This window comes from Enterobacter cloacae complex sp. IR5450, from assembly GCF_049238665.1.
GTDB classification, from domain to species: Bacteria; Pseudomonadota; Gammaproteobacteria; order Enterobacterales; family Enterobacteriaceae; genus Enterobacter; species Enterobacter hormaechei_C.
Map to the genome: position 1 here is coordinate 1 of NZ_JBMKIC010000020.1, position 21,508 is coordinate 21,508.

Consider the following 21,508-nt stretch of genomic DNA (forward strand, 5'->3'; position numbering starts at 1 on the left):
GATAGGTCGGGTGTGTAAGCGCAGCGATGCGTTGAGCTAACCGATACTAATGAACCGTGAGGCTTAACCTTACAACGCCGAAGCTGTTTTGGCGAACGAGAGACAGACACGATTTTCAGCCTGATACAGATTAACAGAATTTGCCTGGCGGCTTTAGCGCGGTGGTCCCACCTGACCCCATGCCGAACTCAGAAGTGAAACGCCGTAGCGCCGATGGTAGTGTGGGGTCTCCCCATGTGAGAGTAGGGAACTGCCAGGCATCAAACAAGTGAAGAGGCCATCCGCAAGGATGGCCTTTTTGCGTTGGTTTGCTGAAAAACGGCAGGCCGTAAGGCGAAGCCGTCACCCGGCAGATCTCAGACTGCACACCACGCCGAAATAAACGCTGCAATCCCCTCCACATTATTCAAATCCAGAACCGGTACTTCCAGCGTCAACGCAACGTCACTGGCCACGGCAATCACATGTTCATCCAGCATTAACTCACTTACGTCATGTCCGGCATCGCTTCTGAATAGCAGGATCTTCGCAACAGCCTCATGCTTAAACCCCTCAACCAGCACCAGATCCAGCGTGGAGTGATCCATCCGGCTGACAAGATAAGCGAGATCCAGCGGTGCTTCATCCGGTGTTTCTGTCATTAACGCCCAGCGCTGGTTACTCGCCACCATCGTTTGTGCAGCGCCAGCCTTACGCAGCTCATAGCTATCTTTCCCCGGTTTATCGACATCCATGTTATGGTGCGTATGCTTAATCAATCCGGGACGAATGCCTTTGGCGCAAAGTGCAGGTATCAGTTTTTTTAGCAGCGAAGTTTTCCCGGTGCCACTCCAGGCTGAGATCGCTAATACGGGTATCATTTTCTCTCCTGCATCATCTGCAAATCTTCCGTCGTGTTTACATTCACAAACGCCGATTTCATGTCGCTGAAATCAACGGAATGCCCTCCGGACTGGCGCATAAATACCATGACGCGTCGCTCTCCTGCGGCCAGGTAATCTTCCAGCGCGGATATTAACGAGCGATTAATCAATGCGATCGTTGGATGGTCGCGTTCACCGTCGTGTACCCAGACGACGGGAGCACCACCGCGCCGCTGCACCAGACGTTCAACCAGACAGGACGGGATGAAGGGCGTATCACATGGACAAAAGAGAAACCACTCTCCGTACGACTGCTGCATAACAGAAAGCATTCCCGCCAGCGGACCGGGGTAGTCCATCAGGTTATCCTGATAAACCGGATACCCGCTGCGCTGATAAATATCAACATGTCGGTTAGCGCTGATCGTCATCGATGACACCTGATCTGCAAGCGTATCAGCAACATGCTGCCATAATGGTGTGTTGTTCAGGAGCTGAAGTCCCTTATCCTTTCCACCCATTCGCGTTGCCCTGCCCCCGGCCAGAACAACCCCGATGATTTTCTGGCATTGATTCACGAATATCGCCTCTTTTATTGTGGGATTGACCCTGCTAACGTGTCTCTCTAAATGAAAGGAGCACTACCATGAAATGTAAACGTCTTAATGAAGTCATTGAGCTTCTCCAGCCGGCCTGGCAAAAAGAGCCAGAGCTGAATCTGATGCAATTTTTACAGAAACTGGCGAAAGAGTCAGGTTTTGATGGCGAACTGGCGGACCTTTCTGACGACATCCTGATCTACCACCTGAAAATGCGTGACTCGGCTAAAGATGCTGTTATTCCTGGCATTCAGAAAGATTATGAAGAGGATTTTAAAACCGCATTACTGCGCGCCCGAGGCGTAATTAAAGAGTAAAAGCTTGTAAGCGGAGCCACCGAAATCGCCACAAGATGATATCCTGAATCATTCGTATAATTTCCGGATGATCGGATGAACGACCAGGCTTTTACTTTCCAGACACTACACCCGGATACCATTATGGATGCGCTGTTCGAGCAGGGTATTCGGGTGGATTCCGGGTTAACCGCTTTAAACAGCTACGAAAACCGTGTCTACCAATTTCAGGACGAAGAGCGCCAGCGCTTTGTCGTAAAGTTTTACCGTCCACAGCGCTGGTCCGCAGAACAAATTCAGGAAGAACATCAGTTTGCCCACGATCTACTGGATGATGATGTTCCCGTTGCGGCACCGATTAAATTCAATAACCAAACGCTGCTGACCCATCAGGGCTTTTACTACGCGGTATTTCCGAGCCTGGGCGGAAGACAGTTTGAGGCAGATAATATCGATCAGATGGAATGGGTTGCCCGCTATCTGGGGCGCATTCATCAGACGGGACGTAAAAAACCGTTTGTTGCCCGTCCGACGATTGGTGTTCAGGAATATCTTATTGAGCCGCGACAGGTATTCGAAACATCGGCGCTGATCCCGAATGCACTAAAGGATAATTTCCTCACGGCGACCGATAAGCTTATTGATGCTGTAAAAGCCTGCTGGCAGGATGATATTACTACTCTGCGCCTGCACGGTGACTGCCACGCCGGGAATATTCTCTGGCGCGATGGGCCGCTATTTGTCGATCTTGATGACGCACGTATGGGACCCGCGGTGCAGGATCTATGGATGCTACTCAACGGTGATAAAGCCGAGCAGCGCATGCAGCTTGAGACCATAATTGAAGCTTATGAAGAATTTATCCCCTTTAATTCAGACGAAATTGCCTTGATAGAGCCTTTACGTGCGATGCGATTTGTTTATTATCTCGCGTGGTTAATCAGGCGTTGGGAAGACCCGGCTTTTCCCCGAAATTTCCCCTGGCTTACCGGGGAGGATTACTGGCGCAACCAGATATCCACATTTACCGAGCAGGTTAAGGTTCTACAGGAACCCCCTTTGCAATTAACGCCGATGTATTAATTGGACACACCCAGGAGAGAGTTGATCATGAAAAAAATTTGGCTGGCGCTGGCTGGTATGATTCTGGCATTTAGCGCAACTGCTGCGCAGTTTACCGACGGCAAGCAGTACATTACGCTGGACAAGCCTGTTGCTGGCGAGCCTCAGGTGCTGGAGTTCTTCTCCTTCTACTGCCCGCACTGCTACGAGTTTGAGCAGGTACTTCATGTTTCTGACAACGTGAAGAAAAAGCTGCCGGAAGGCACCAAAATGACGAAATACCACGTTGAGTTCCTTGGCCCACTGGGCAAAGATCTGACTCAGGCATGGGCGGTCGCGATTGCGCTGGGTGTGGAAGATAAGATCACCGCGCCTATGTTTGAAGCCGTACAGAAAACCCAGACCGTACAAACTACGGCAGATATCCGTAAAGTGTTCGTAGATGCCGGTGTGAAAGGTGAAGACTACGACGCTGCCTGGAACAGTTTTGTGGTGAAATCTCTCGTGGCACAGCAGGAAAAAGCTGCCGCTGACTTCCAGTTGCAGGGCGTGCCGGCGATGTATGTTAACGGCAAATACCAGGTGAATATGCGTGGTATGGACACGACCAGCATGGATATCTTCGTACAACAGTACGCTGATACCGTGAAATACCTGGTTGAGAAAAAGTAACAACCATAAAGAAAAACGCCGGTCACTGACCGGCGTTTTTGTATGAAGATTTAATCTTCGCTATCTGCTCGTCTTTCTCTTTCCAGAGTGTATTAAGCCAAAGCTGGAAACGACGTTTGAAGTTTTTATCGTTGACGTAATCCCCGTGCAGTTCAGTATTGACGGGCACCAGATCAACGCGGACAACGATACGCGTCAGCCTGCCGCTGAGCATGTCGTAGAATGGCGTCCTGTCGTTTTCCGGATAGCAGAGCGTTACGTTCAACAATTTATCGAACTGCTCACCCAGCACGTTGAGCGCCATTGCGATGCCCGCAGCCTTTGGCGGCAACAGGTTCTGATAAGGAGAGCGAGTTTGCTGGCGCTTCTCTTCCGTAAAGCGCGATCCTTCGACGAAGTTAACAATGGTGGTGGGATGCGCGCGAAACTTCTCGCAAGAACGGCGCGTGGTTTCCACGTCCTTACCGCGGCGTTCCGGATGACGAATCAAATAGCTGCGTGAATAGCGTTTCATAAACGGCATATCCAGCGCCCAGCAGGCCAGACCAATGAAAGGCACCCAGGCCAGCTGCTGTTTCAGAAAGTATTTATTCATCGGAATGTGTTTGCGAAACAGTACGCACAATACAACGATGTCGGCCCAGCTGTGGTGATTGCAGATCAGCAGATACCAGTGCTTTTTGTTCAGCTTCTCCAGACCCTGAACGTCCCACTTCAGCCAGGGGTTCAGATGCAGCAGGATCGCCAGGCCTTCACACCAGCAGTACATCATAAAATTACAAAAAGCAGACACCGCGCGCCATACCGGAGGGACAGGCAACAGGAGCTTAATTATTCCGGCAACGATGATTGGCACAGAACAGGCGATAGTAACCAGAATAGTTAAAATGACGCTTAACAATAATGTTATCGCAGCGAGTATTCTCGACATGATGAATTTTTTCAGATAGTTAGCTGTAATTGAGCAGCCGGCTATCCGGTGCTGGGCGCCGATCTTATCAGAAATTCGCTCAGACCAGGGCGCTTTCACACCAGGAGGCCGCGGCTTTTCCTGGCAGGCCGCGAATTTTTCCCTATAGACAAGGTGCTTAAGCCTTATATCCACAAAGACTAAATAACCATCAGTGAGGTGTGATCTTAATTGATCTTGTATTAATTGTTTGATTTAAATAGATAAATAAGTTTTCAATATCACTTTTATCAAGCTGTTATTCACCTGCATTAAAAATATGCACAAACTTATCCACAGTTTTGTTTTGCGAGCGATCTTCCCGATCGCAAAATCTTTTTCTGTATAAAGCGCTAAAACCTGATGTTTTCATCCTTCTGTGGCATCCTTTACCCATAAATTCATAACAGGCACGGACATTATGGTTCAGATCCCAGAAAACCCACTTATACTCGTCGATGGCTCTTCTTACCTGTATCGGGCGTATCATGCGTTTCCTCCTCTGACCAACAGCGCAGGGGAACCTACCGGCGCAATGTACGGCGTGCTGAATATGCTTCGCAGCCTGATTCTGCAATACCACCCAACCCATGCGGCCGTGGTGTTTGATGCGAAGGGTAAAACCTTCCGCGATGAATTATTTGAGCATTACAAATCACACCGTCCCCCTATGCCTGACGATCTGCGTGCGCAGATTGAACCGCTGCACGCTATGGTGAAAGCGATGGGGCTGCCACTGCTGGCGGTCTCTGGTGTTGAAGCTGACGACGTAATTGGTACCCTGGCGCGCGAAGCGGAAAAAGCAGGCCGCCCGGTTCTGATCAGTACCGGTGATAAAGACATGGCGCAGCTGGTAACGCCTGGGATTACGCTGATCAACACCATGACAAACACCATTCTTGGCCCGGAAGAAGTGGTCGCCAAATATGGTGTGCCGCCAGAGCTCATTATTGATTTCCTCGCCCTGATGGGCGATTCCTCGGATAACATTCCTGGCGTGCCGGGCGTGGGTGAAAAAACAGCTCAGGCGCTGCTGCAAGGGCTGGGCGGGCTGGATACGCTGTATGCAGAGTCCGACAAAATTGCCGGTCTTACCTTCCGTGGCGCAAAAACCATGGCCGGAAAACTCGCCGATAACAAAGAGGTGGCTTATCTCTCCTATCAGTTGGCCACTATCAAAACTGACGTAGAGCTGGAGCTTACCTGCGAGCAGCTAGAAGTGCAGGAACCCGCCGCCGACGAACTGCTTGGTCTGTTCAGAAAATACGAATTTAAACGCTGGACCGCGGATGTTGAAGCCGGTAAATGGCTTCAGGCGAAAGGGGCTAAATCTGCGGCGAAGCCGAAAGAGACCATCGTTGTCGATGCCGTAGAGCAGGCAGAAGAAGAGACGATAGCGCTCTCCTTCGACAACTATGAAACCATCCTGGAAGAGTCACGGCTCGTCGCCTGGATTGAAAAGCTAAAAAAAGCGCCAGTATTTGCTTTCGATACCGAAACGGACAGCCTTGATAACATTACGGCTAATATGGTGGGTCTGTCATTCGCGACGGAGCCGGGTGTTGCCGCCTATGTTCCGGTTGCTCACGACTATCTGGATGCGCCGGAGCAAATCTCCCGCGAGCGCGCCTTAGAACTACTGAAGCCGATTCTGGAAGACGAGAAAGCGCTGAAGGTTGGGCAAAACCTGAAGTATGACCGCGGTATTCTGCAAAACTACGGCATTGAGCTGCGTGGTATCGCTTTTGACACCATGCTTGAATCTTACATTCTGGACAGCGTGGCGGGCCGCCATGATATGGATTCCTTATCCGATCGTTGGCTGAAACACAAAACCATCACCTTTGAAGAAATTGCCGGTAAGGGTAAAAATCAGCTGACCTTTAACCAGATCGCGCTGGAAGAGGCAGGCCGCTACGCCGCGGAAGACGCTGACGTCACGCTACAGCTGCATCTCAAAATGTGGCCGAAATTGCAGAAGCACGAAGGGCCGCTGAATGTGTTCGAGAACATTGAGATGCCGCTGGTGCCTGTGCTGTCCCGCATTGAGCGCAATGGCGTTAAAATCGACCCAACGGTGCTGCATAACCACTCTGGTGAGCTGGCGCAGCGCCTGACCGAGCTTGAACAGAAAGCGCATGAGCTTGCTGGCGAGGCATTTAACCTGTCTTCACCGAAACAGCTGCAAACCATCCTGTTTGAAAAACAGGGTATCAAGCCGCTGAAGAAAACCCCGGGCGGCGCTCCTTCAACGTCTGAAGAGGTGCTGGAAGAGCTGGCGCTGGACTATCCGCTGCCAAAAGTTATTCTGCAATACCGCGGTCTGGCTAAGCTGAAATCGACCTATACCGACAAACTGCCGTTGATGATCAACCCGAAAACGGGCCGCGTGCACACCTCCTATCACCAGGCTGTGGCGGCGACCGGGCGACTTTCGTCAACCGATCCTAACCTTCAGAACATTCCGGTGCGTAATGAAGAGGGCCGCCGTATTCGCCAGGCTTTCATTGCGCCAGAGGATTATCTGATTGTCTCCGCGGACTACTCGCAAATCGAACTGCGTATTATGGCGCACCTGTCACGCGACAAAGGCCTGCTGACGGCCTTTGCCGAAGGGAAGGACATTCACCGGGCAACCGCTGCCGAAGTGTTTGGGCTGCCGCTGGAGAGCGTGACAAATGAGCAGCGTCGTAGCGCAAAAGCGATCAACTTCGGTCTGATTTACGGCATGAGTGCCTTTGGTCTTTCACGCCAGCTCAATATTCCGCGTAAAGAGTCGCAGAAGTATATGGATCTCTACTTCGAGCGGTATCCGGGCGTGCTGGAATATATGGAACGTACCCGCGCGCAGGCGAAAGAGAAAGGCTACGTTGAAACGCTGGATGGCCGTCGTCTCTACCTTCCGGACATCAAATCCAGCAACGCCGCGCGCCGCGCGGGTGCTGAACGTGCTGCGATTAACGCCCCTATGCAGGGCACTGCGGCGGACATCATTAAACGCGCAATGATCGCCGTCGATGCCTGGTTGGAAAAAGAGAAGCCGCGCGTGAAAATGATCATGCAGGTACACGATGAACTGGTCTTTGAAGTTCATAAAGACGATCTGGAGACGGTCTCTCAGAAGATCCATGAACTGATGGAAAACAGCATGAAGCTGGACGTTCCGTTGCTGGTGGAAGTGGGTAGCGGCGAAAACTGGGATCAGGCTCACTAAGGGTTAACGGAATAACGCGCGTTTTATGTAAGTAAGCAACATAAGTACGCGCGTTTTGTGACGATCATTAGAATTCCCTATGTAAAGAATGAAAAAAAACTACAAAAAGTGCTTTGTCCAGCGATAAAAAAAGAGTAGAGTTAACGACGTAGGGTACAGAGGTAAGATGTTCTATCTTTCAGACCTTTTACTTCACGTAATCGGATTTGGCTGAATATTTTAGCCGCCCCAGTCAGTAATGACTGGGGCGTTTTTTATTGCGGCAAAGAAAGTTTCAGGCGAAAAAAAGCGCGGTCATCGCCGCGCCTGTTATTACTCTGCTTCCGCTTCTGTCGCCGGTTCCAGATCGTTAAACCAGCTGTCGAGCTTCTGACGCAGTTTATCCACGCCCTGCTTTTTCAGCGAGGAGAACGGTTCAACCTGTACATCACCGTTGAATGCCAGCACCGCTTCACGAACCTTATTCACCTGTGCCTTGCGCGCGCCGCTCGCCAGCTTATCCGCTTTTGTCAGCAGTACCAGCACCGCAATATCGCTTGCCACCGCCCAGTCAATCATCTGCTGGTCGAGATCTTTCAGCGGATGACGAATATCCATCAGCACCACCAGGCCTTTCAGACACATGCGTTTTTCCAGGTATTCACCCAGCGCACGCTGCCATTTGATCTTCATCTCTTCCGGTACCTGCGCGTAACCGTAGCCCGGTAAATCGACCAGGCGTTTGCCTTCAGCCACTTCAAACAGGTTAATCAGTTGTGTACGGCCAGGTGTTTTTGAGGTACGCGCCAGGTTTTTCTGATTGGTCAGCGTATTCAGGGCACTGGATTTTCCCGCATTGGAGCGGCCAGCAAATGCCACTTCAATCCCTGTGTCTGAGGGCAGGTGGCGAATATCGGGCGCACTGGTGACAAAATGCGTCTGTTGGTAGTTCCAGGTAGTCACGTGGTCGTCTCCAAAAATCGTAATCTGCGGGGATTATACCTGAATGCGGGCAAAAGGCTTTTCCCTTCGTCATTGACATGTAAGTGAAAGCCCTGCGAAATGTAAGAGATTTGCCCTTAAGCGTATGAGAAATTTAAGAGAAATCGCAGGGGCTAAAAAACTCAAGATATTAAAATTCAAAGAGTTATTAATGAGTAATTATCTGAAAATCCGGTTTTGTACCTTTTCGTTGCTTGTTAGTTTAAAGGAACAAGGTAAAGTGTGTGCTACGGCGAGGATGCCAACAGGATAACGACTTAAGGATAAGGGTCAGGAGCGCCAGGAGGCGAAGACTCAGGATTGTCAGGACGACCGGCGCCTGGAGGCGTTTTTAACAGGAAACGGAACCGTATCACGGACGGTAGTAGCCAAGGGATAAACAGGGTTTGTTGCAGGCAAACAGGGAATGTCTGACCCGTTAAGGGTTGTGAGTCAGGAAAAAAGGCGACAGATTGCTCTGTCGCCTTTTTTCTTTGCTTGCTTTCTGCTAGATTTCGCCGCAATTCTATACTGAAGAAAACGACTTAAAGATAAAACATCATGAAAAAACCGACCTCCGCTGCGGGCGCGAAACGCCCTGCAAAAGCACGCCGCAAAACGCGCGAAGAACTGAATCAGGAAGCGCGCGATCGCAAACGCGATAAAAAACATCGTGGCCATGCTGCGGGTAGCCGTGCTAACGGTGGCGGTGCCGCAGGCGCTTCTGCAAAAGGCAAACAGCAGAAAGATCCTCGTATCGGCAGTAAAACTCCCATTCCACTGGGCGTGACAGACACCCCGGTCACTAAGCAGCACAAACCAAAGAGCGAGAAACCTATGCTTTCACCGCAGGCTGAGCTGGATTTGCTGGAGAACGATGAGCGCCTGGACGCGCTGCTGGAACGTCTTGAAGAGGGTGAAACCTTGACCGCCGAAGAGCAGTCATGGGTGGATGCCAAACTGGATCGCATCGACGAGCTGATGCAGAAGCTGGGTCTGTCTTACGATGACGAAGACGACGAAGAAGAAGACGAAAAGCAGGAAGATATGATGCGTCTTCTGAAGGGTGGAAACTAACATTTGCACCCGGCAGGTACACTCGTCCTGCTTATAACCCTTCCGGTTATATGTTATCTGGTGTGGTTATTCGTTAAACTACGGCGGTTGTCGCGGCGACAGAAGTGGCTGCGCACCCGAATGATGGCCCGCAACGGGACCAGAACGGGCCGCCGTATACGAACGCGACACCAACGGAAGGAGTGAGCATGTCTGTACCATCTATCGACTGGGATTTGGCCCTGATCCAGAAATATAACTATTCCGGGCCGCGTTATACCTCATACCCCACCGCGCTGGAGTTTTCTGACGCTTTCGGCGAGGCGGATTTTCAGCATGCTGTGGTGCGCTATCCCGAGCGCCCGCTGTCGCTCTACGTCCATATTCCATTCTGCCATAAGCTCTGCTACTTCTGCGGCTGCAATAAAATCGTTACCCGCCAGCAGCACAAAGCCGATCAATACCTCGATGCGCTCGAACAGGAAATTCTGCACCGCGCACCGCTGTTTAAAGGGCGTCACGTTAGCCAGCTTCACTGGGGCGGTGGTACGCCAACCTATCTGAATAAAGCGCAGATCAGCCGCCTGATGGCGCTGCTGCGCTACAATTTCAGTTTTAACGACGACGCCGAAATTTCGATCGAGGTCGATCCACGTGAAATCGAGCTGGATGTGCTGGATCATTTACGCGCTGAAGGCTTCAACCGCCTGAGTATGGGCGTACAGGACTTCAATAAAGAAGTACAGCGCCTGGTAAACCGCGAGCAGGACGAAGCGTTTATCTTTGCCTTACTCAACCATGCGCGTGAAATCGGCTTTACCTCAACGAATATAGACCTGATTTACGGCCTGCCGAAGCAGACGCCGGAGAGCTTCGCCTACACGCTTAAACGCGTGGCTGAGCTTAACCCGGACCGTCTGAGCGTCTTTAATTACGCGCACCTGCCGACGCTGTTCGCCGCTCAGCGCAAAATCAAAGATGCGGATCTGCCTTCCGCCCAGCAGAAGCTAGACATTTTGCAGGAGACCATCGCCTCGCTGACCGAAACCGGCTATCAGTTTATCGGGATGGATCACTTTGCCCGCCCTGACGACGAACTGGCAATTGCCCAGCGCGAAGGTGTTCTCCACCGTAACTTCCAGGGTTACACCACCCAGGGCGATACCGATCTGCTCGGAATGGGCGTCTCCGCCATTAGCATGATTGGCGACTGCTACGCTCAGAACCAGAAAGAGCTGAAGCTGTACTACCAGCAGGTTGATGAAACGGGTAACGCATTGTGGCGCGGCATTGCGTTAACGCGTGACGACTGCATCCGTCGTGATGTGATTAAGGCGCTTATCTGCAACTTCCGTCTCGAATTCCGCGAGGTGGAGTCGCAATGGGATCTGCAATTCAGCGATTACTTTGCCGAAGACCTGAAACTCCTTGCGCCGCTGGCGAAGGACGGGCTGGTGGATGTGTCGGAAAGCGCGGTGGTCGTCACGCCGAAAGGACGTCTGTTGATTCGTAATATCTGCATGTGCTTCGATGCCTATCTACGTCAGAAGGCGCGTTTACAGCAGTTCTCGCGGGTGATTTAAGTTGAAAAGCCGGGTAAGCGAAGCGCCACCCGGCTTTTCATCAACAGCTCGTTAGCTAAACAGCCCAACCAGCGCCGCACACAGCACCGCCGCAACGGCAGTTTGTGGCGTGTGGCTTTCTGCTGCTCCGCTCGAAAGCAAAGTCACTAATGATTCCAGCATGATGCTCCCCCCTGTTTCCGGGCACGATCATACAAAACTCATCGGAACAGTAAAGCGCAAAATAACGGCACTTTGCGCTCAATTAGTAACCTTTACACAGCGGAGTAAGATCACTCCATTCCCAGCTCTTTCAGCTTGCGCGTCAGGGTGTTTCGACCCCATCCCAACAGGCGAGCCGCTTCCTGTTTGTGGCCCTGGGTATGACGAAGCGCGGTAGTTAACAGCGTGCGCTCCATCTCAGGCTGCGCTTCGGAGAGCAGATTTTGATGACCGGAACGCAGCGCGCGATCTGCCCACTGCGCCAGCAGCGTCGCCCAGCTGTCCGGCAGCGCATGTCCGGCGGTGCTTTCGGGCACGGTGGCTTCAAACAGCTCGGCGGGGAGATCCTGAATCAACACTTCCTGTCCGGCGGCCATCACGGTCAGCCAGCGACAGGTGTTTTCCAGCTGACGCACGTTGCCAGGCCACGCCAGACGGGTGAGGGCGGCATCCGTTTCCGGATGAAGCTGCTTGGCTTCCACGCCCAGCTCGCGGGCCGCCACTTGTAGGAAATGGCGCGCCAGACGCGGGATATCTTCCCGACGCTCGCGCAGCGGCGGCAGGTGGACACGGATCACGTTCAGACGATGGAATAAATCCTCACGGAATTTCCCCTCCTGCACACGCAGCTCCAGATTCTGGTGCGTCGCGGCAATAATACGCACGTCCACCTTCACCGGCGCATACCCGCCCACGCGGTAAAACTGGCCATCTGCCAGCACGCGCAGCAGTCGGGTCTGAACATCCAGCGGCATATCGCCGATTTCATCCAGGAATAGCGTTCCGCCGTCAGCCTGTTCAAAGCGTCCCTGACGAATGGTATTTGCCCCGGTAAACGCCCCTTTTTCGTGGCCGAACAGCTCAGATTCAATCAAATCTTTGGGGATCGCCGCCATGTTCAGGGCGATGAAAGGCGCTTTCGCCCGCGGGCTGTGGCGATGCAGGGCGTGCGCAACCAGCTCTTTACCGGTCCCTGATTCACCGTTAATCAAGACGCTGATAGACGAGCGCGACAGACGCCCGATGATGCGAAACATGTCCTGCATGGCCGGCGCTTCACCGATGATGTCCGTCGTAGGCCCGAAATCCGGCGCGTGGCGGGGCTGCTGTTGCTCCTGATAGTGGCTGATGGCGCGTTCGACCAGGGCAACGGCTTCGTCGATATCAAACGGTTTTGGCAGATAATCAAACGCCCCCTGCTGGTAGGCGCTAACGGCGGCATCCAGGTCGGAGTGGGCGGTCATTATGATGACCGGAAGCATGGGGTGGCGCTGTTTGATCTGCTTTAAGAGCGCCAGTCCGTCCATGCCCGGCATGCGAATATCCGAGAGCAGAACGTCCGGCGTTTTGGTGGTGAGTGCGTCGAGCACCTCGCTGCCGCTCTCAAACGTCATGCAGCTTAATCCCGCTCCTGTGAGTGCGCGTTCAAGCACCCAACGGATGGAGCTATCGTCATCGACTACCCAGACTATCCCTCGTTGCATAAACGTCACCTTTATTTTTTAATCGGCAGGAAAACCGAAAACTCGGTATGTCCCGGCCAACTGGTAAATTCAATTTTGCCGGAGTGTTGGTCAATCAAATTACGGGCTATGGATAACCCCAGCCCGGTGCCGCCTTCGCGACCGCTGACCATCGGGTAGAACAGAGTGTCCTGGAGATGTGGCGGGATCCCCGGCCCGTTATCTTCCACATCAATACGTGCCGCCAGACGATAACGCACGCCGTGCAGCGTCAGCTGGAACGCGGTGCGGGTACGCAGAATAATTTCGCCACCCTCCGGGCCCAGCGCCTGCAACGCGTTACGCACAATGTTCAACAGCACCTGTTCAATCTGGTCCGGATCGTGCGCCAGCTCCGGCAGGCTTGGGTCGTAATCACGCACCAGCGTGACATTATCCGGCAGCTCCATAGAGACGAGTTTCACCACCCGCTCCGCGACCTTGTGAATGCTTTCTGAAACATGCATCCCCGGCTGCTGTGGCCCGAGCAGGCGATCGACCAGATTACGCAGACGGTCCGCCTGCTCGATAATGACGTTGGTATACTCCGCCAGGGCAGGGTCAGGCAGCGCTTTGGTCAAAAGCTGTGCCGCACCGCGTAAGCCGCCCAGCGGGTTTTTGATCTCATGGGCCAGCCCGCGCACCAGGTCGCGCGCCGCAATCTGCTGCGCATGCTGAAGCTGCTCCTGGCTGAGACGACGCTGGTTATCCATCGGCGCCATTTCCAGCAGAATCATGCCATCTGGCAGGCGCTGTGCGGTGAGGGACAAAATATGCGAGCGTCCGTCAATCACCAGCGTCACTTCGTTATCGGTGAAGCCCTGACCCGCCTGCAAACTCTCCTGCATCAGACCAATATTCAGCGAGAAATAGCTCAGCAGTTCCGGCAGCGGCGTGCCAAACAGTTTTCGGGCGCTTTGGGCGAGCAGCTGTTGCGCCGCCGGGTTGGCGTAATGGACCGCCAGCTCGTCGTCGACCAGCAAAATACTGTTAATCAAAGAATTGAGGATCTGCCCAGCATCGGGCAGCGTGCCAGTTGCCATTCAGCAGTCTCCTGGAGTCGTTGCACTATTTTAGTGCAGTATAGCGTTTTAGAGGTAAAAAGCGCGTGAGATCAGGTTGTTGGTGGAGAAAAAAGCCCATCCGAAGATGGGCTAAAGTTTCCACGGCAACTACTCCCGACGCGTATGCGCCGGGTAAAACAAATCAATTAAACGCTGTAGTACAGTTCGAACTCAACCGGGTGCGGCGTCATGCGAACGCGGTCGTTTTCTTCGGTACGCAGCGCGATGTAAGCGTCGATAGCTTCATCGGTGAACACGCCGCCAGCGGTCAGGAACTCGCGGTCTGCGTCCAGCGCTTGCAGGGCTTCTTCCAGAGAGCCGGCAACCTGTGGGATCTCTTTCGCTTCTTCTGGCGGCAGGTCGTACAGGTTTTTGTCCATGGCTTCGCCCGGGTGGATCTTGTTCTTGATACCGTCCAGACCGGCCATCAGCAGTGCTGCGAAGCACAGGTATGGGTTAGCCGCCGGGTCCGGGAAGCGCACTTCGATACGACGCGCTTTCGGAGACGCAACCACCGGGATACGGATAGAAGCAGAACGGTTACGGGCAGAGTACGCCAGCATCACGGGTGCTTCGTAGCCTGGAACCAGACGCTTGTAGGAGTTCGTGGTCGGGTTCGCCAGGGCGTTGATCGCTTTAGCGTGTTTGATAACACCGCCGATGTAGTGCAGCGCCTGCTCAGACAGACCCGCATACTTGTCACCAGAGAACAGGTTGGTGCCGTTCTTGGACAGGGACATGTGGCAGTGCATGCCGGAACCGTTGTCGCCAAACATTGGTTTTGGCATGAAGGTCGCGGTTTTACCGAAACGGTGCGCAACGTTGTGTACAACGTATTTGTAGATCTGAATCTCATCCGCTTTTTTGGTCATGGTGTTGAAGCGGGTAGCGATCTCGTTCTGGCCAGCCGTTGCCACTTCGTGGTGGTGCGCTTCAACAACCAGGCCCATCTCTTCCATGATCAGACACATGGTAGAACGGATGTCCTGTGAAGAATCGACCGGAGGAACCGGGAAGTAACCGCCTTTCACGCCCGGACGGTGACCTTTGTTACCACCTTCGTACTTGGTGGAAGAGTTCCATGCGCCTTCGATGTCATCGATAGCGACGTGGGAGCCAGAAATGGAAGCACCAAAACGGATGTCGTCGAACAGGAAGAACTCTGGCTCTGGCCCGAACAGAACGGTGTCTGCGATGCCGGTAGAGCGCAGGTACTCTTCAGCGCGTTTTGCGATGGAGCGTGGGTCACGGTCATAGCCTTGCAGCGTGCCAGGTTCCAGAATATCGCAGCGGATGATCAGCGTAGGTTCTTCGTAGAACGGGTCAATGAGCGCAGTGGTTGCATCTGGCATCAGAACCATGTCGGATTCGTTAATGCCTTTCCAGCCGCCAATGGAGGAGCCGTCAAACATTTTGCCTTCTTCAAAGAATTCGGCGTTCACCTGATGAGCAGGGATCGTGACGTGCTGTTCTTTACCTTTAGTATCGGTGAAGCGCAGATCAACAAACTTCACTTCATGTTCGTTCAGCATCGTCAAAACGTGTTCAGCGGACATACTTAACTCTCCAGATTGGTCATTGTCGTCGTGGTAACGAGGTCTTCAAATCGGCTGGGCTGCCATATTTTTACTGTATTTCTGTAAAGCGAAATCTGTGCCAACTTTTAAAACACCCCAAAAAGGCGTTATCATGCGCACCATAGTGCAGAAGGGCTGCACCACATTGGATTTGTTGCACCATTATAGTGCTTCTGTGTGAACATCGAGCACCATATTGGTGCAATTTACGTTAAAGTGCCCTTTTACCGCTCCGTGAAAGCGATCACAAAGCATCTCTGCAATACTTGTTTGCGGGGGATGTTTGTGATCCTGTTTTGTAGTGCGATTAATCCGTGTACAATAACGCGCTATTTCTAAATGCCTGAGGCAAAGTTGTGATCGAAAAATTGCGTAATATCGCCATCATCGCGCACGTCGACCATGGTAAAACTACCCTGGTTGATAAGCTGCTACAGCAGTCCGGTACGTTTGATGCTCGTGCCGAAACTCAAGAGCGTGTGATGGACTCCAACGATTTGGAGAAAGAGCGTGGGATTACCATCCTCGCCAAAAACACCGCTATCAAATGGAATGACTACCGTATCAACATCGTTGATACCCCAGGGCACGCCGACTTCGGTGGTGAAGTTGAGCGCGTGATGTCCATGGTGGATTCCGTGCTGCTGGTGGTTGACGCATTTGATGGCCCTATGCCGCAAACGCGCTTCGTGACCAAAAAAGCATTTGCCCACGGCCTGAAACCTATCGTTGTGATCAACAAGGTTGACCGTCCTGGCGCGCGTCCTGACTGGGTTGTTGACCAGGTCTTCGACCTGTTCGTTAACCTCGACGCGACCGACGAACAGCTGGACTTCCCTATCGTTTATGCGTCTGCGCTGAACGGTATCGCCGGTCTGGATCACGAAGACATGGCGGAAGACATGACTCCGCTGTACCAGACGATTGTTGACCGCGTTCCTGCGCCAAACGTTGACCTGGAAGGCACCCTGCAAATGCAGATCTCTCAGCTCGACTACAACAACTATGTTGGCGTAATCGGCATTGGTCGTATCAAGCGCGGTAAAGTGAAGCCTAACCAGCAGGTCACTATCATCGATAGCGAAGGCAAAACCCGTAACGGTAAAGTCGGTAAAGTGCTGACTCACCTGGGTCTTGAGCGTATCGAGAGCGACATCGCTGAAGCAGGCGACATCATCGCCATCACCGGTCTGGGTGAACTGAACATCTCCGACACCATCTGCGATCCGCAGAACGTCGAAGCGCTGCCAGCCCTGTCCGTTGATGAACCAACCGTATCCATGTTCTTCAACGTCAACACCTCTCCGTTCTGTGGTAAAGAAGGTAAGTTCGTTACCTCTCGTCAGATCCTTGACCGCCTGAACAAAGAGCTGGTGCACAACGTTGCGCTGCGCGTTGAAGAAACCGAAGACGCTGATGCATTCCGCGTTTCGGGTCGTGGTGAGCTGCACCTGTCTGTTCTGATTGAGAACATGCGTCGTGAAGGTTTCGAGATGGCGGTTTCCCGTCCGAAAGTTATCTTCCGCGAAATCGATGGCCGTAAACAAGAGCCGTTCGAAAACGTAACGCTGGACGTTGAAGAGCAGCACCAGGGTTCTGTGATGCAGGCACTGGGTGAGCGTAAAGGCGACCTGAAAAACATGAATCCAGATGGCAAAGGGCGCGTACGTCTCGACTACGTGATCCCAAGCCGTGGCCTGATCGGCTTCCGTTCTGAGTTCATGACCATGACTTCCGGTACCGGTCTGCTGTACTCCACCTTCAGCCACTACGACGACGTTCGTCCGGGCGAAGTGGGCCAGCGTAACAACGGCGTGCTGATCTCCAACGGTCAGGGTAAAGCGGTTGCGTTTGCGCTGTTCGGTTTGCAGGATCGCGGTAAGCTGTTCCTGGGTCACGGTGCTGAAGTTTACGAAGGCCAGATCATCGGTATTCACAGCCGTTCTAACGACCTGACGGTAAACTGTCTGACCGGTAAGAAACTGACCAACATGCGTGCGTCCGGTACTGACGAAGCAACGGTTCTGGTTCCACCGATCAAGATGACGCTGGAGCAGGCTCTGGAATTCATCGATGATGACGAACTGGTCGAAGTGACGCCTCAGTCAATTCGTATCCGTAAACGTCACCTGACTGAGAACGATCGTAAACGTGCAATGCGCGGTGCGAAAGAAGACTAATTCGGTTATGCCGTAGGCCGGGTAAGCGCATGCGCCACCCGGCAACGAAAAAGCCGCTGAGCGATCAGCGGCTTTTTTATTAGAACGAATACCGTAACCCTAAACGGATCCGGTACTGCTCCCGGTTGTAATCATTCCATCGGTCCAGCCACTGTAGCTCAAGATACGGCAGCCAGTTTCTGTCGATTTTATAGCTGAACTTGTTAGTAATTTCCCAGTGATGATCTTTGCCATTTTTGCTGTGGTAATCATTCACCCGCTGGAAAAAGTGCGGCTCAAAGGTGTAGAAAAACGCATCCGTCACTTTGAAATTCCAGTAGTTGGCAAATTCATGTGTGTCGTTCTTATCCATCTGCCCGTTATAGTCCGGCGTATCGTAATTGTTATGGTTATAGCGATAGCGGAACGTCAGATTAAACCAGTCCGTAAATTTATAGTTAGTATCTAAATAAACCGCGCCACCTGATCCTGCGCTGCTGTCATTAATCAAGCCGCCGGGCTGGAAGGTCAGTTTGTCGGTCGGTTTGAAGAGTGGATACCACCCCTCAATTTCGTTATAGCTGTGCTTCAGTTCGTCCCATTTCCCCACGTTATAAGCGTTGGTGAACATCAGTCCCGCGCCCATATCGAAGTTATAGCCCGCACGCAGGATCACTTCGTGCAGCTCAGAGGCGGTGTTGTAGGCTTCGCGCGTTTCGACATAGGCCCCGGCAAAAACCGGGCAGGACACAGACGACACGATCAGTACGGTGATGATTCTTTTCATAATTTGTCCATGTATCAGGTACAGAAAGGCCTCCCTCCTGATAAACAGGAAGGACATACTGGCCGGATTTATTGTTATAAAGTGACTGCTGACGCTTTATTGTTGGTGGTTATCTCAGGGGTATTCGCGGTCTGTTTTTTCCGTTTTCCAATCTCCTCGATAATAAAGGCGAAGCGCGCTTCGTTGAGTTTATAAAACAGCCCCATGGTCACGGCGGCAACGATCGCCAGGCCGCACGGCCAGAGGAAAATAAGCTGACGCAACCCAAGCAGCGTGCCCGCGCTCTGCACGGCATGGGGAACGTAGCCAATCTGGGTCAGCATAATACCGGGCAGAAAACCGGCCAGCGCCGCGGAGATTTTGCGCGAGAAGGTATAGCCGGTATACACCGACCCTTCGGCGCGTATCCCGGTTTTCCACTCGCCGTAATCAACCGTATCCGGCACCAGCGCCCAGTTCAGGCTGTTCACAAACGCGGTGCCGAAAAAGGCCATGCAGGAAAAGAGCACGAACAGCAGGGAACTGGTCCCCCAGACGAAGTTCAGCACGTCGCCCACCGCCCACAGCGTCAGCCCGCCCAGATAGACCGGTTTCTTGCCAAAGCGCTTCACCGCGCCAGGCACCAGAAACACGCCAATCAGAATGCAGCCCATGCTGAAAAAGCCCATCCACGACAGGAGATGCACATCGTTCAGCACGTACTGGGTGTAATAGACCTGAATCGCCAGCTTGATGTTAAACGCGGCGAGGGTACATAGGTTGGCGATGCACAGCACCAGCAGCGGCGGGTTACGGAAAATCGCGCAGAACGATTTCAGAATGCCGGGCTTATGGTGATCGGGCGTAAGCTCGACGTAGCGCTCTTTCACCCCGCTGTAGCACCACCACATGCAGAACAGCCCCCCGGTGACAAACACCAGCGCGGCCACCAGATAGCCGAGTGAGGGCTGGCTGACGAACAGCGCCTGGATCGGCATAAAGCCGACGGTGCAGAGCAACAGCCCTACCGTTGCGCCGCCCTGACGCCACGCCGCAAGCTGCGCGCGCTCGTTCGGGTTTTTGGTGATGGCCGGAACCATTGCACCGTAGGCACAGTTCATCAGGCTGTAGCAGAGGCCAAACATCATGAAGAGCACGGTGGCGAGGGCCGTTTTCACCGTCAGGCTAAAGTCGTTGGCCATAAACTGCGCCGTGGCCACCAGCGCCACAGGAACGGAGGCGTAGAGAATGAATGGCCGGAATTTCCCCCGCGCGCCGATGTTACGCCGGGAGTCCAGCAGCACCCCGGTCAGCATGTCGGTAAACGCGGTGAAAAACTTCGCGACGAGGAAAATAATGCCGCCATAGAACGCCGGCATGCCCAGTTCATCGGTGTAAAACTTCAGCAGGTACAGCGTGCCAATACACAGCATCAGATTCGAGCCAAAATCGCCCATCCCGTAGGCGCACTTCTCTCGCAGGCTCAATTTCAGGGTTAACGGATCAGTATTATGTGTCATGGTCGATCCTCAAAGCGCCCCGCAGGGCGCTCAATCACGTCATTTATGCCGTACGTTTGCGCAGTTCGATCTCTTCCACTATGCGCACATACATCTTCTCGTTGAGGTTGTAGAAGCAGCCCATCGCCACGATGGTGATGACCGCCAGCAGGCTCGGGTAGATAAATATCAGCTGCCGCAGCCCTTCAACCGTCCCGGCGGACTGCACCACGTTCGGCACATAGCCGATCTGGGTGAGCATGATCCCCGGGAAGAAGCCCGCCAGCGCCTGCGAGACCTTCCTGAAGAAGGTAAAGCCGGTGTAGACCGTTCCCTCGGAGCGCACGCCGGTGCGCCACTCGCCGTATTCCACGGTATCGGACACCAGCGCCCAGTTCAGGCTGTTCACGAACGCGGAACCGAAGAACGCCAGGCAGGAGAACGCCACAAAGCTCACCGAGCCGCCGCCGAAGAAGTAGTTAAGCAGATCGCCCGCCACCCAAATCATCAGCCCGCTGATGTAGACCTTTTTCTTGCCGAAGCGCCGCACCGCGCCGGGCATCATAAAGACGCCGATAAAAATACAGCCCATGCTGAAGAAGCCCATATACGACAGCAGGATCGGGTCGTTCAGCACGTACTGCGTGTAGTAGACCTGAATGGCGAGTTTGACGTTAAAGGCGCCCAGCGTGCACAGGTTAGCGATGCACAGGATAAACAGCGGACGGTTCCCGGCGATGGCGCGAAACGACTGCAACAGCCCCGGTTTCTGCGCCGGGTTAGCAGGCTGCGTCTCGACGTAACGCTCGGTAACGCCCTTATAGCACCACCACATAAAGAACAGCCCGAACAGCGAGAAGAGGGTGGCGGCAAAGATGTAGCCAAGCTGGTCGTTACCCTCAATCAGGTTCATCACCGGGACAAAGCCCACCGTACAGAGCAGCAGGCCGAGCGTGGCGCCGCCCTGACGCCAGGCCGCCAGCGAGGCGCGCTCGTCCGGGTTTTTGGTGATGGCGGGCACCATCGCGCCGTAAGAGCAGTTCATCATGCTGAAGAACAGGCCGTACAGCATGAACAGCACCGTCGCCATCACCGTTTTACCGGTGATTTCAAACGGTGTGCCGACGAAGTTGGCAATCGCCAGCAACGTTACCGGGAAGGCTGCATACAGCACGAACGGGCGGAATTTCCCTTTCGGGCCGATCTTGCGCCGGGAATCGAGCATGATCCCGGTGCCCATATCGGTGAAGGCGGTAAAAAACTTCGCAATCAGGAAGATAATCCCGCCGTAGGTGCCCGGCAGCCCCAGCACGTCGGTGTAGAACTTCAGCAGATACAGCGTGCCGATATCAAGCAGGATGTTAGAGCCGAGATCGCCCATCCCGTAGGCGAGTTTTTCTTTAAACGGCAGGCGCAGGGTTGCCGGATCAGAAGTATGTTGACTCATTATTGTTCTCCGTCTGCCCGCAGGTTTCCCCGCGGGCGA

At 53.3% G+C, this 21,508-nt stretch carries 18 protein-coding genes and 1 rRNA gene; 8 read left to right on the forward strand and 11 right to left on the reverse strand.

Going from position 1 to position 21,508, the window contains the following annotated elements:
• Positions 1-143 precede the first annotated feature (143 nt).
• A 5S ribosomal RNA gene (gene rrf, locus ACOTYB_RS15445) occupies positions 144-259 on the forward strand.
• 97 nt (positions 260-356) lie between these two features.
• On the opposite strand, the gene mobB is transcribed toward rrf, so the two are convergent.
• Together mobB and mobA are read right to left on the reverse strand one after the other, a co-directional pair.
• Positions 357-860, reverse strand: coding sequence for a molybdopterin-guanine dinucleotide biosynthesis protein MobB (mobB, locus tag ACOTYB_RS15450; protein ID WP_126525045.1), 504 nt, complete (start codon positions 858-860; stop codon positions 357-359).
• Positions 857-1,441: a molybdenum cofactor guanylyltransferase MobA gene (gene mobA, locus ACOTYB_RS15455; RefSeq protein WP_126525046.1), complete on the reverse strand. Its 585-nt coding sequence runs from the start codon at positions 1,439-1,441 to the stop codon at positions 857-859. Before mobA ends, mobB begins: the two co-directional genes overlap by 4 nt.
• A 68-nt stretch (positions 1,442-1,509) precedes the next feature.
• Between mobA and ACOTYB_RS15460 the strand changes: the two genes are divergently transcribed.
• From ACOTYB_RS15460 to dsbA, 3 genes are all read left to right on the forward strand, one after another.
• The gene (locus tag ACOTYB_RS15460; protein WP_003861904.1) at positions 1,510-1,779 is read left to right on the forward strand and encodes a YihD family protein; all 270 of its coding nucleotides are present in this window, start codon (positions 1,510-1,512) and stop codon (positions 1,777-1,779) included.
• A gap of 75 nt (positions 1,780-1,854) precedes the next feature.
• Complete coding sequence (locus ACOTYB_RS15465) at positions 1,855-2,841, forward strand: serine/threonine protein kinase (RefSeq protein WP_220153451.1); 987 nt, start codon at positions 1,855-1,857, stop codon at positions 2,839-2,841.
• Positions 2,842-2,868: 27 nt separating this feature from the next.
• Complete coding sequence (dsbA, locus tag ACOTYB_RS15470) at positions 2,869-3,492, forward strand: thiol:disulfide interchange protein DsbA (RefSeq protein ID WP_003861908.1); 624 nt, start codon at positions 2,869-2,871, stop codon at positions 3,490-3,492.
• Between the two features lie 22 nt (positions 3,493-3,514).
• On the opposite strand, the gene ACOTYB_RS15475 is transcribed toward dsbA, so the two are convergent.
• Positions 3,515-4,423: an acyltransferase gene (locus ACOTYB_RS15475; RefSeq protein ID WP_047053839.1), complete on the reverse strand. Its 909-nt coding sequence runs from the start codon at positions 4,421-4,423 to the stop codon at positions 3,515-3,517.
• A gap of 439 nt (positions 4,424-4,862) precedes the next feature.
• Between ACOTYB_RS15475 and polA the strand changes: the two genes are divergently transcribed.
• Positions 4,863-7,655: a DNA polymerase I gene (gene polA, locus ACOTYB_RS15480; protein WP_047053836.1), complete on the forward strand. Its 2,793-nt coding sequence runs from the start codon at positions 4,863-4,865 to the stop codon at positions 7,653-7,655.
• Positions 7,656-7,967: 312 nt separating this feature from the next.
• On the opposite strand, the gene yihA is transcribed toward polA, so the two are convergent.
• On the reverse strand, positions 7,968-8,597 hold the full coding sequence (gene yihA, locus ACOTYB_RS15485) for a ribosome biogenesis GTP-binding protein YihA/YsxC (RefSeq protein WP_003861913.1): 630 nt from the start codon (positions 8,595-8,597) through the stop codon (positions 7,968-7,970).
• Positions 8,598-9,176: 579 nt separating this feature from the next.
• On the opposite strand from yihA, the gene yihI reads away from it, so the two are divergent.
• Both yihI and hemN read left to right on the forward strand, forming a co-directional pair.
• Positions 9,177-9,692 (forward strand): Der GTPase-activating protein YihI, encoded by a 516-nt coding sequence (yihI, locus tag ACOTYB_RS15490; protein WP_014885763.1) that lies wholly within the window; start codon positions 9,177-9,179, stop codon positions 9,690-9,692.
• Between the two features lie 188 nt (positions 9,693-9,880).
• The gene (gene hemN / locus ACOTYB_RS15495) at positions 9,881-11,254 is read left to right on the forward strand and encodes an oxygen-independent coproporphyrinogen III oxidase (RefSeq protein ID WP_220153449.1); all 1,374 of its coding nucleotides are present in this window, start codon (positions 9,881-9,883) and stop codon (positions 11,252-11,254) included.
• A 51-nt stretch (positions 11,255-11,305) separates the two neighbouring features.
• On the opposite strand, the gene ACOTYB_RS15500 is transcribed toward hemN, so the two are convergent.
• The 4 genes from ACOTYB_RS15500 to glnA form a co-directional block, all read right to left on the reverse strand.
• Positions 11,306-11,416 carry a YshB family small membrane protein gene (locus ACOTYB_RS15500; protein WP_017382667.1) on the reverse strand — a complete coding sequence of 37 codons (111 nt, stop codon included), beginning with the start codon at positions 11,414-11,416 and terminating at the stop codon, positions 11,306-11,308.
• Between the two features lie 110 nt (positions 11,417-11,526).
• Complete coding sequence (gene glnG / locus ACOTYB_RS15505; protein ID WP_220153448.1) at positions 11,527-12,939, reverse strand: nitrogen regulation protein NR(I); 1,413 nt, start codon at positions 12,937-12,939, stop codon at positions 11,527-11,529.
• Between the two features lie 11 nt (positions 12,940-12,950).
• Entirely contained in the window at positions 12,951-14,000 is a 1,050-nt protein-coding gene (glnL, locus tag ACOTYB_RS15510; RefSeq protein ID WP_003861923.1) for a nitrogen regulation protein NR(II), read from the reverse strand.
• Positions 14,001-14,167: 167 nt separating this feature from the next.
• On the reverse strand, positions 14,168-15,577 hold the full coding sequence (glnA, locus tag ACOTYB_RS15515; RefSeq protein ID WP_003861925.1) for a glutamate--ammonia ligase: 1,410 nt from the start codon (positions 15,575-15,577) through the stop codon (positions 14,168-14,170).
• 377 nt (positions 15,578-15,954) lie between these two features.
• Between glnA and typA the strand changes: the two genes are divergently transcribed.
• A complete protein-coding gene (gene typA / locus ACOTYB_RS15520; RefSeq protein ID WP_003861927.1) occupies positions 15,955-17,778 on the forward strand; it encodes a ribosome-dependent GTPase TypA in 1,824 nt (607 codons plus the stop codon).
• A gap of 79 nt (positions 17,779-17,857) precedes the next feature.
• Here the strand turns inward: typA and ompL are convergent, their stop codons facing one another.
• The 3 genes from ompL to ACOTYB_RS15535 form a co-directional block, all read right to left on the reverse strand.
• Entirely contained in the window at positions 17,858-18,544 is a 687-nt protein-coding gene (gene ompL / locus ACOTYB_RS15525) for a porin OmpL (protein ID WP_003861929.1), read from the reverse strand.
• A gap of 74 nt (positions 18,545-18,618) precedes the next feature.
• Positions 18,619-20,043, reverse strand: a complete 1,425-nt coding sequence (locus ACOTYB_RS15530) for an MFS transporter (protein WP_045331508.1) — start codon at positions 20,041-20,043, stop codon at positions 18,619-18,621.
• A 43-nt stretch (positions 20,044-20,086) separates the two neighbouring features.
• On the reverse strand, positions 20,087-21,469 hold the full coding sequence (locus tag ACOTYB_RS15535) for an MFS transporter (protein WP_003861932.1): 1,383 nt from the start codon (positions 21,467-21,469) through the stop codon (positions 20,087-20,089).
• Positions 21,470-21,508: the final 39 nt, after the last annotated feature.

Bases quoted from the DNA above. Each gene is read 5' to 3' on its own strand.
- ACOTYB_RS15535 (WP_003861932.1), bottom strand. From the start codon at position 21,469: ATGAGTCAACATACTTCTGATCCGGCAACCCTGCGCCTGCCGTTTAAA.
- ACOTYB_RS15530 (WP_045331508.1), bottom strand. From the start codon at position 20,043: ATGACACATAATACTGATCCGTTAACCCTGAAATTGAGCCTGCGAGAG.
- yihI (WP_014885763.1), top strand. From the start codon at position 9,177: ATGAAAAAACCGACCTCCGCTGCGGGCGCGAAACGCCCTGCAAAAGCA.
- hemN (WP_220153449.1), top strand. From the start codon at position 9,881: ATGTCTGTACCATCTATCGACTGGGATTTGGCCCTGATCCAGAAATAT.
- ACOTYB_RS15460 (WP_003861904.1), top strand. From the start codon at position 1,510: ATGAAATGTAAACGTCTTAATGAAGTCATTGAGCTTCTCCAGCCGGCC.
- glnA (WP_003861925.1), bottom strand. From the start codon at position 15,577: ATGTCCGCTGAACACGTTTTGACGATGCTGAACGAACATGAAGTGAAG.
- ACOTYB_RS15465 (WP_220153451.1), top strand. From the start codon at position 1,855: ATGAACGACCAGGCTTTTACTTTCCAGACACTACACCCGGATACCATT.
- ompL (WP_003861929.1), bottom strand. From the start codon at position 18,544: ATGAAAAGAATCATCACCGTACTGATCGTGTCGTCTGTGTCCTGCCCG.
- glnL (WP_003861923.1), bottom strand. From the start codon at position 14,000: ATGGCAACTGGCACGCTGCCCGATGCTGGGCAGATCCTCAATTCTTTG.
- dsbA (WP_003861908.1), top strand. From the start codon at position 2,869: ATGAAAAAAATTTGGCTGGCGCTGGCTGGTATGATTCTGGCATTTAGC.
- ACOTYB_RS15475 (WP_047053839.1), bottom strand. From the start codon at position 4,423: ATGTCGAGAATACTCGCTGCGATAACATTATTGTTAAGCGTCATTTTA.
- mobB (WP_126525045.1), bottom strand. From the start codon at position 860: ATGATACCCGTATTAGCGATCTCAGCCTGGAGTGGCACCGGGAAAACT.
- ACOTYB_RS15500 (WP_017382667.1), bottom strand. From the start codon at position 11,416: ATGCTGGAATCATTAGTGACTTTGCTTTCGAGCGGAGCAGCAGAAAGC.
- polA (WP_047053836.1), top strand. From the start codon at position 4,863: ATGGTTCAGATCCCAGAAAACCCACTTATACTCGTCGATGGCTCTTCT.
- glnG (WP_220153448.1), bottom strand. From the start codon at position 12,939: ATGCAACGAGGGATAGTCTGGGTAGTCGATGACGATAGCTCCATCCGT.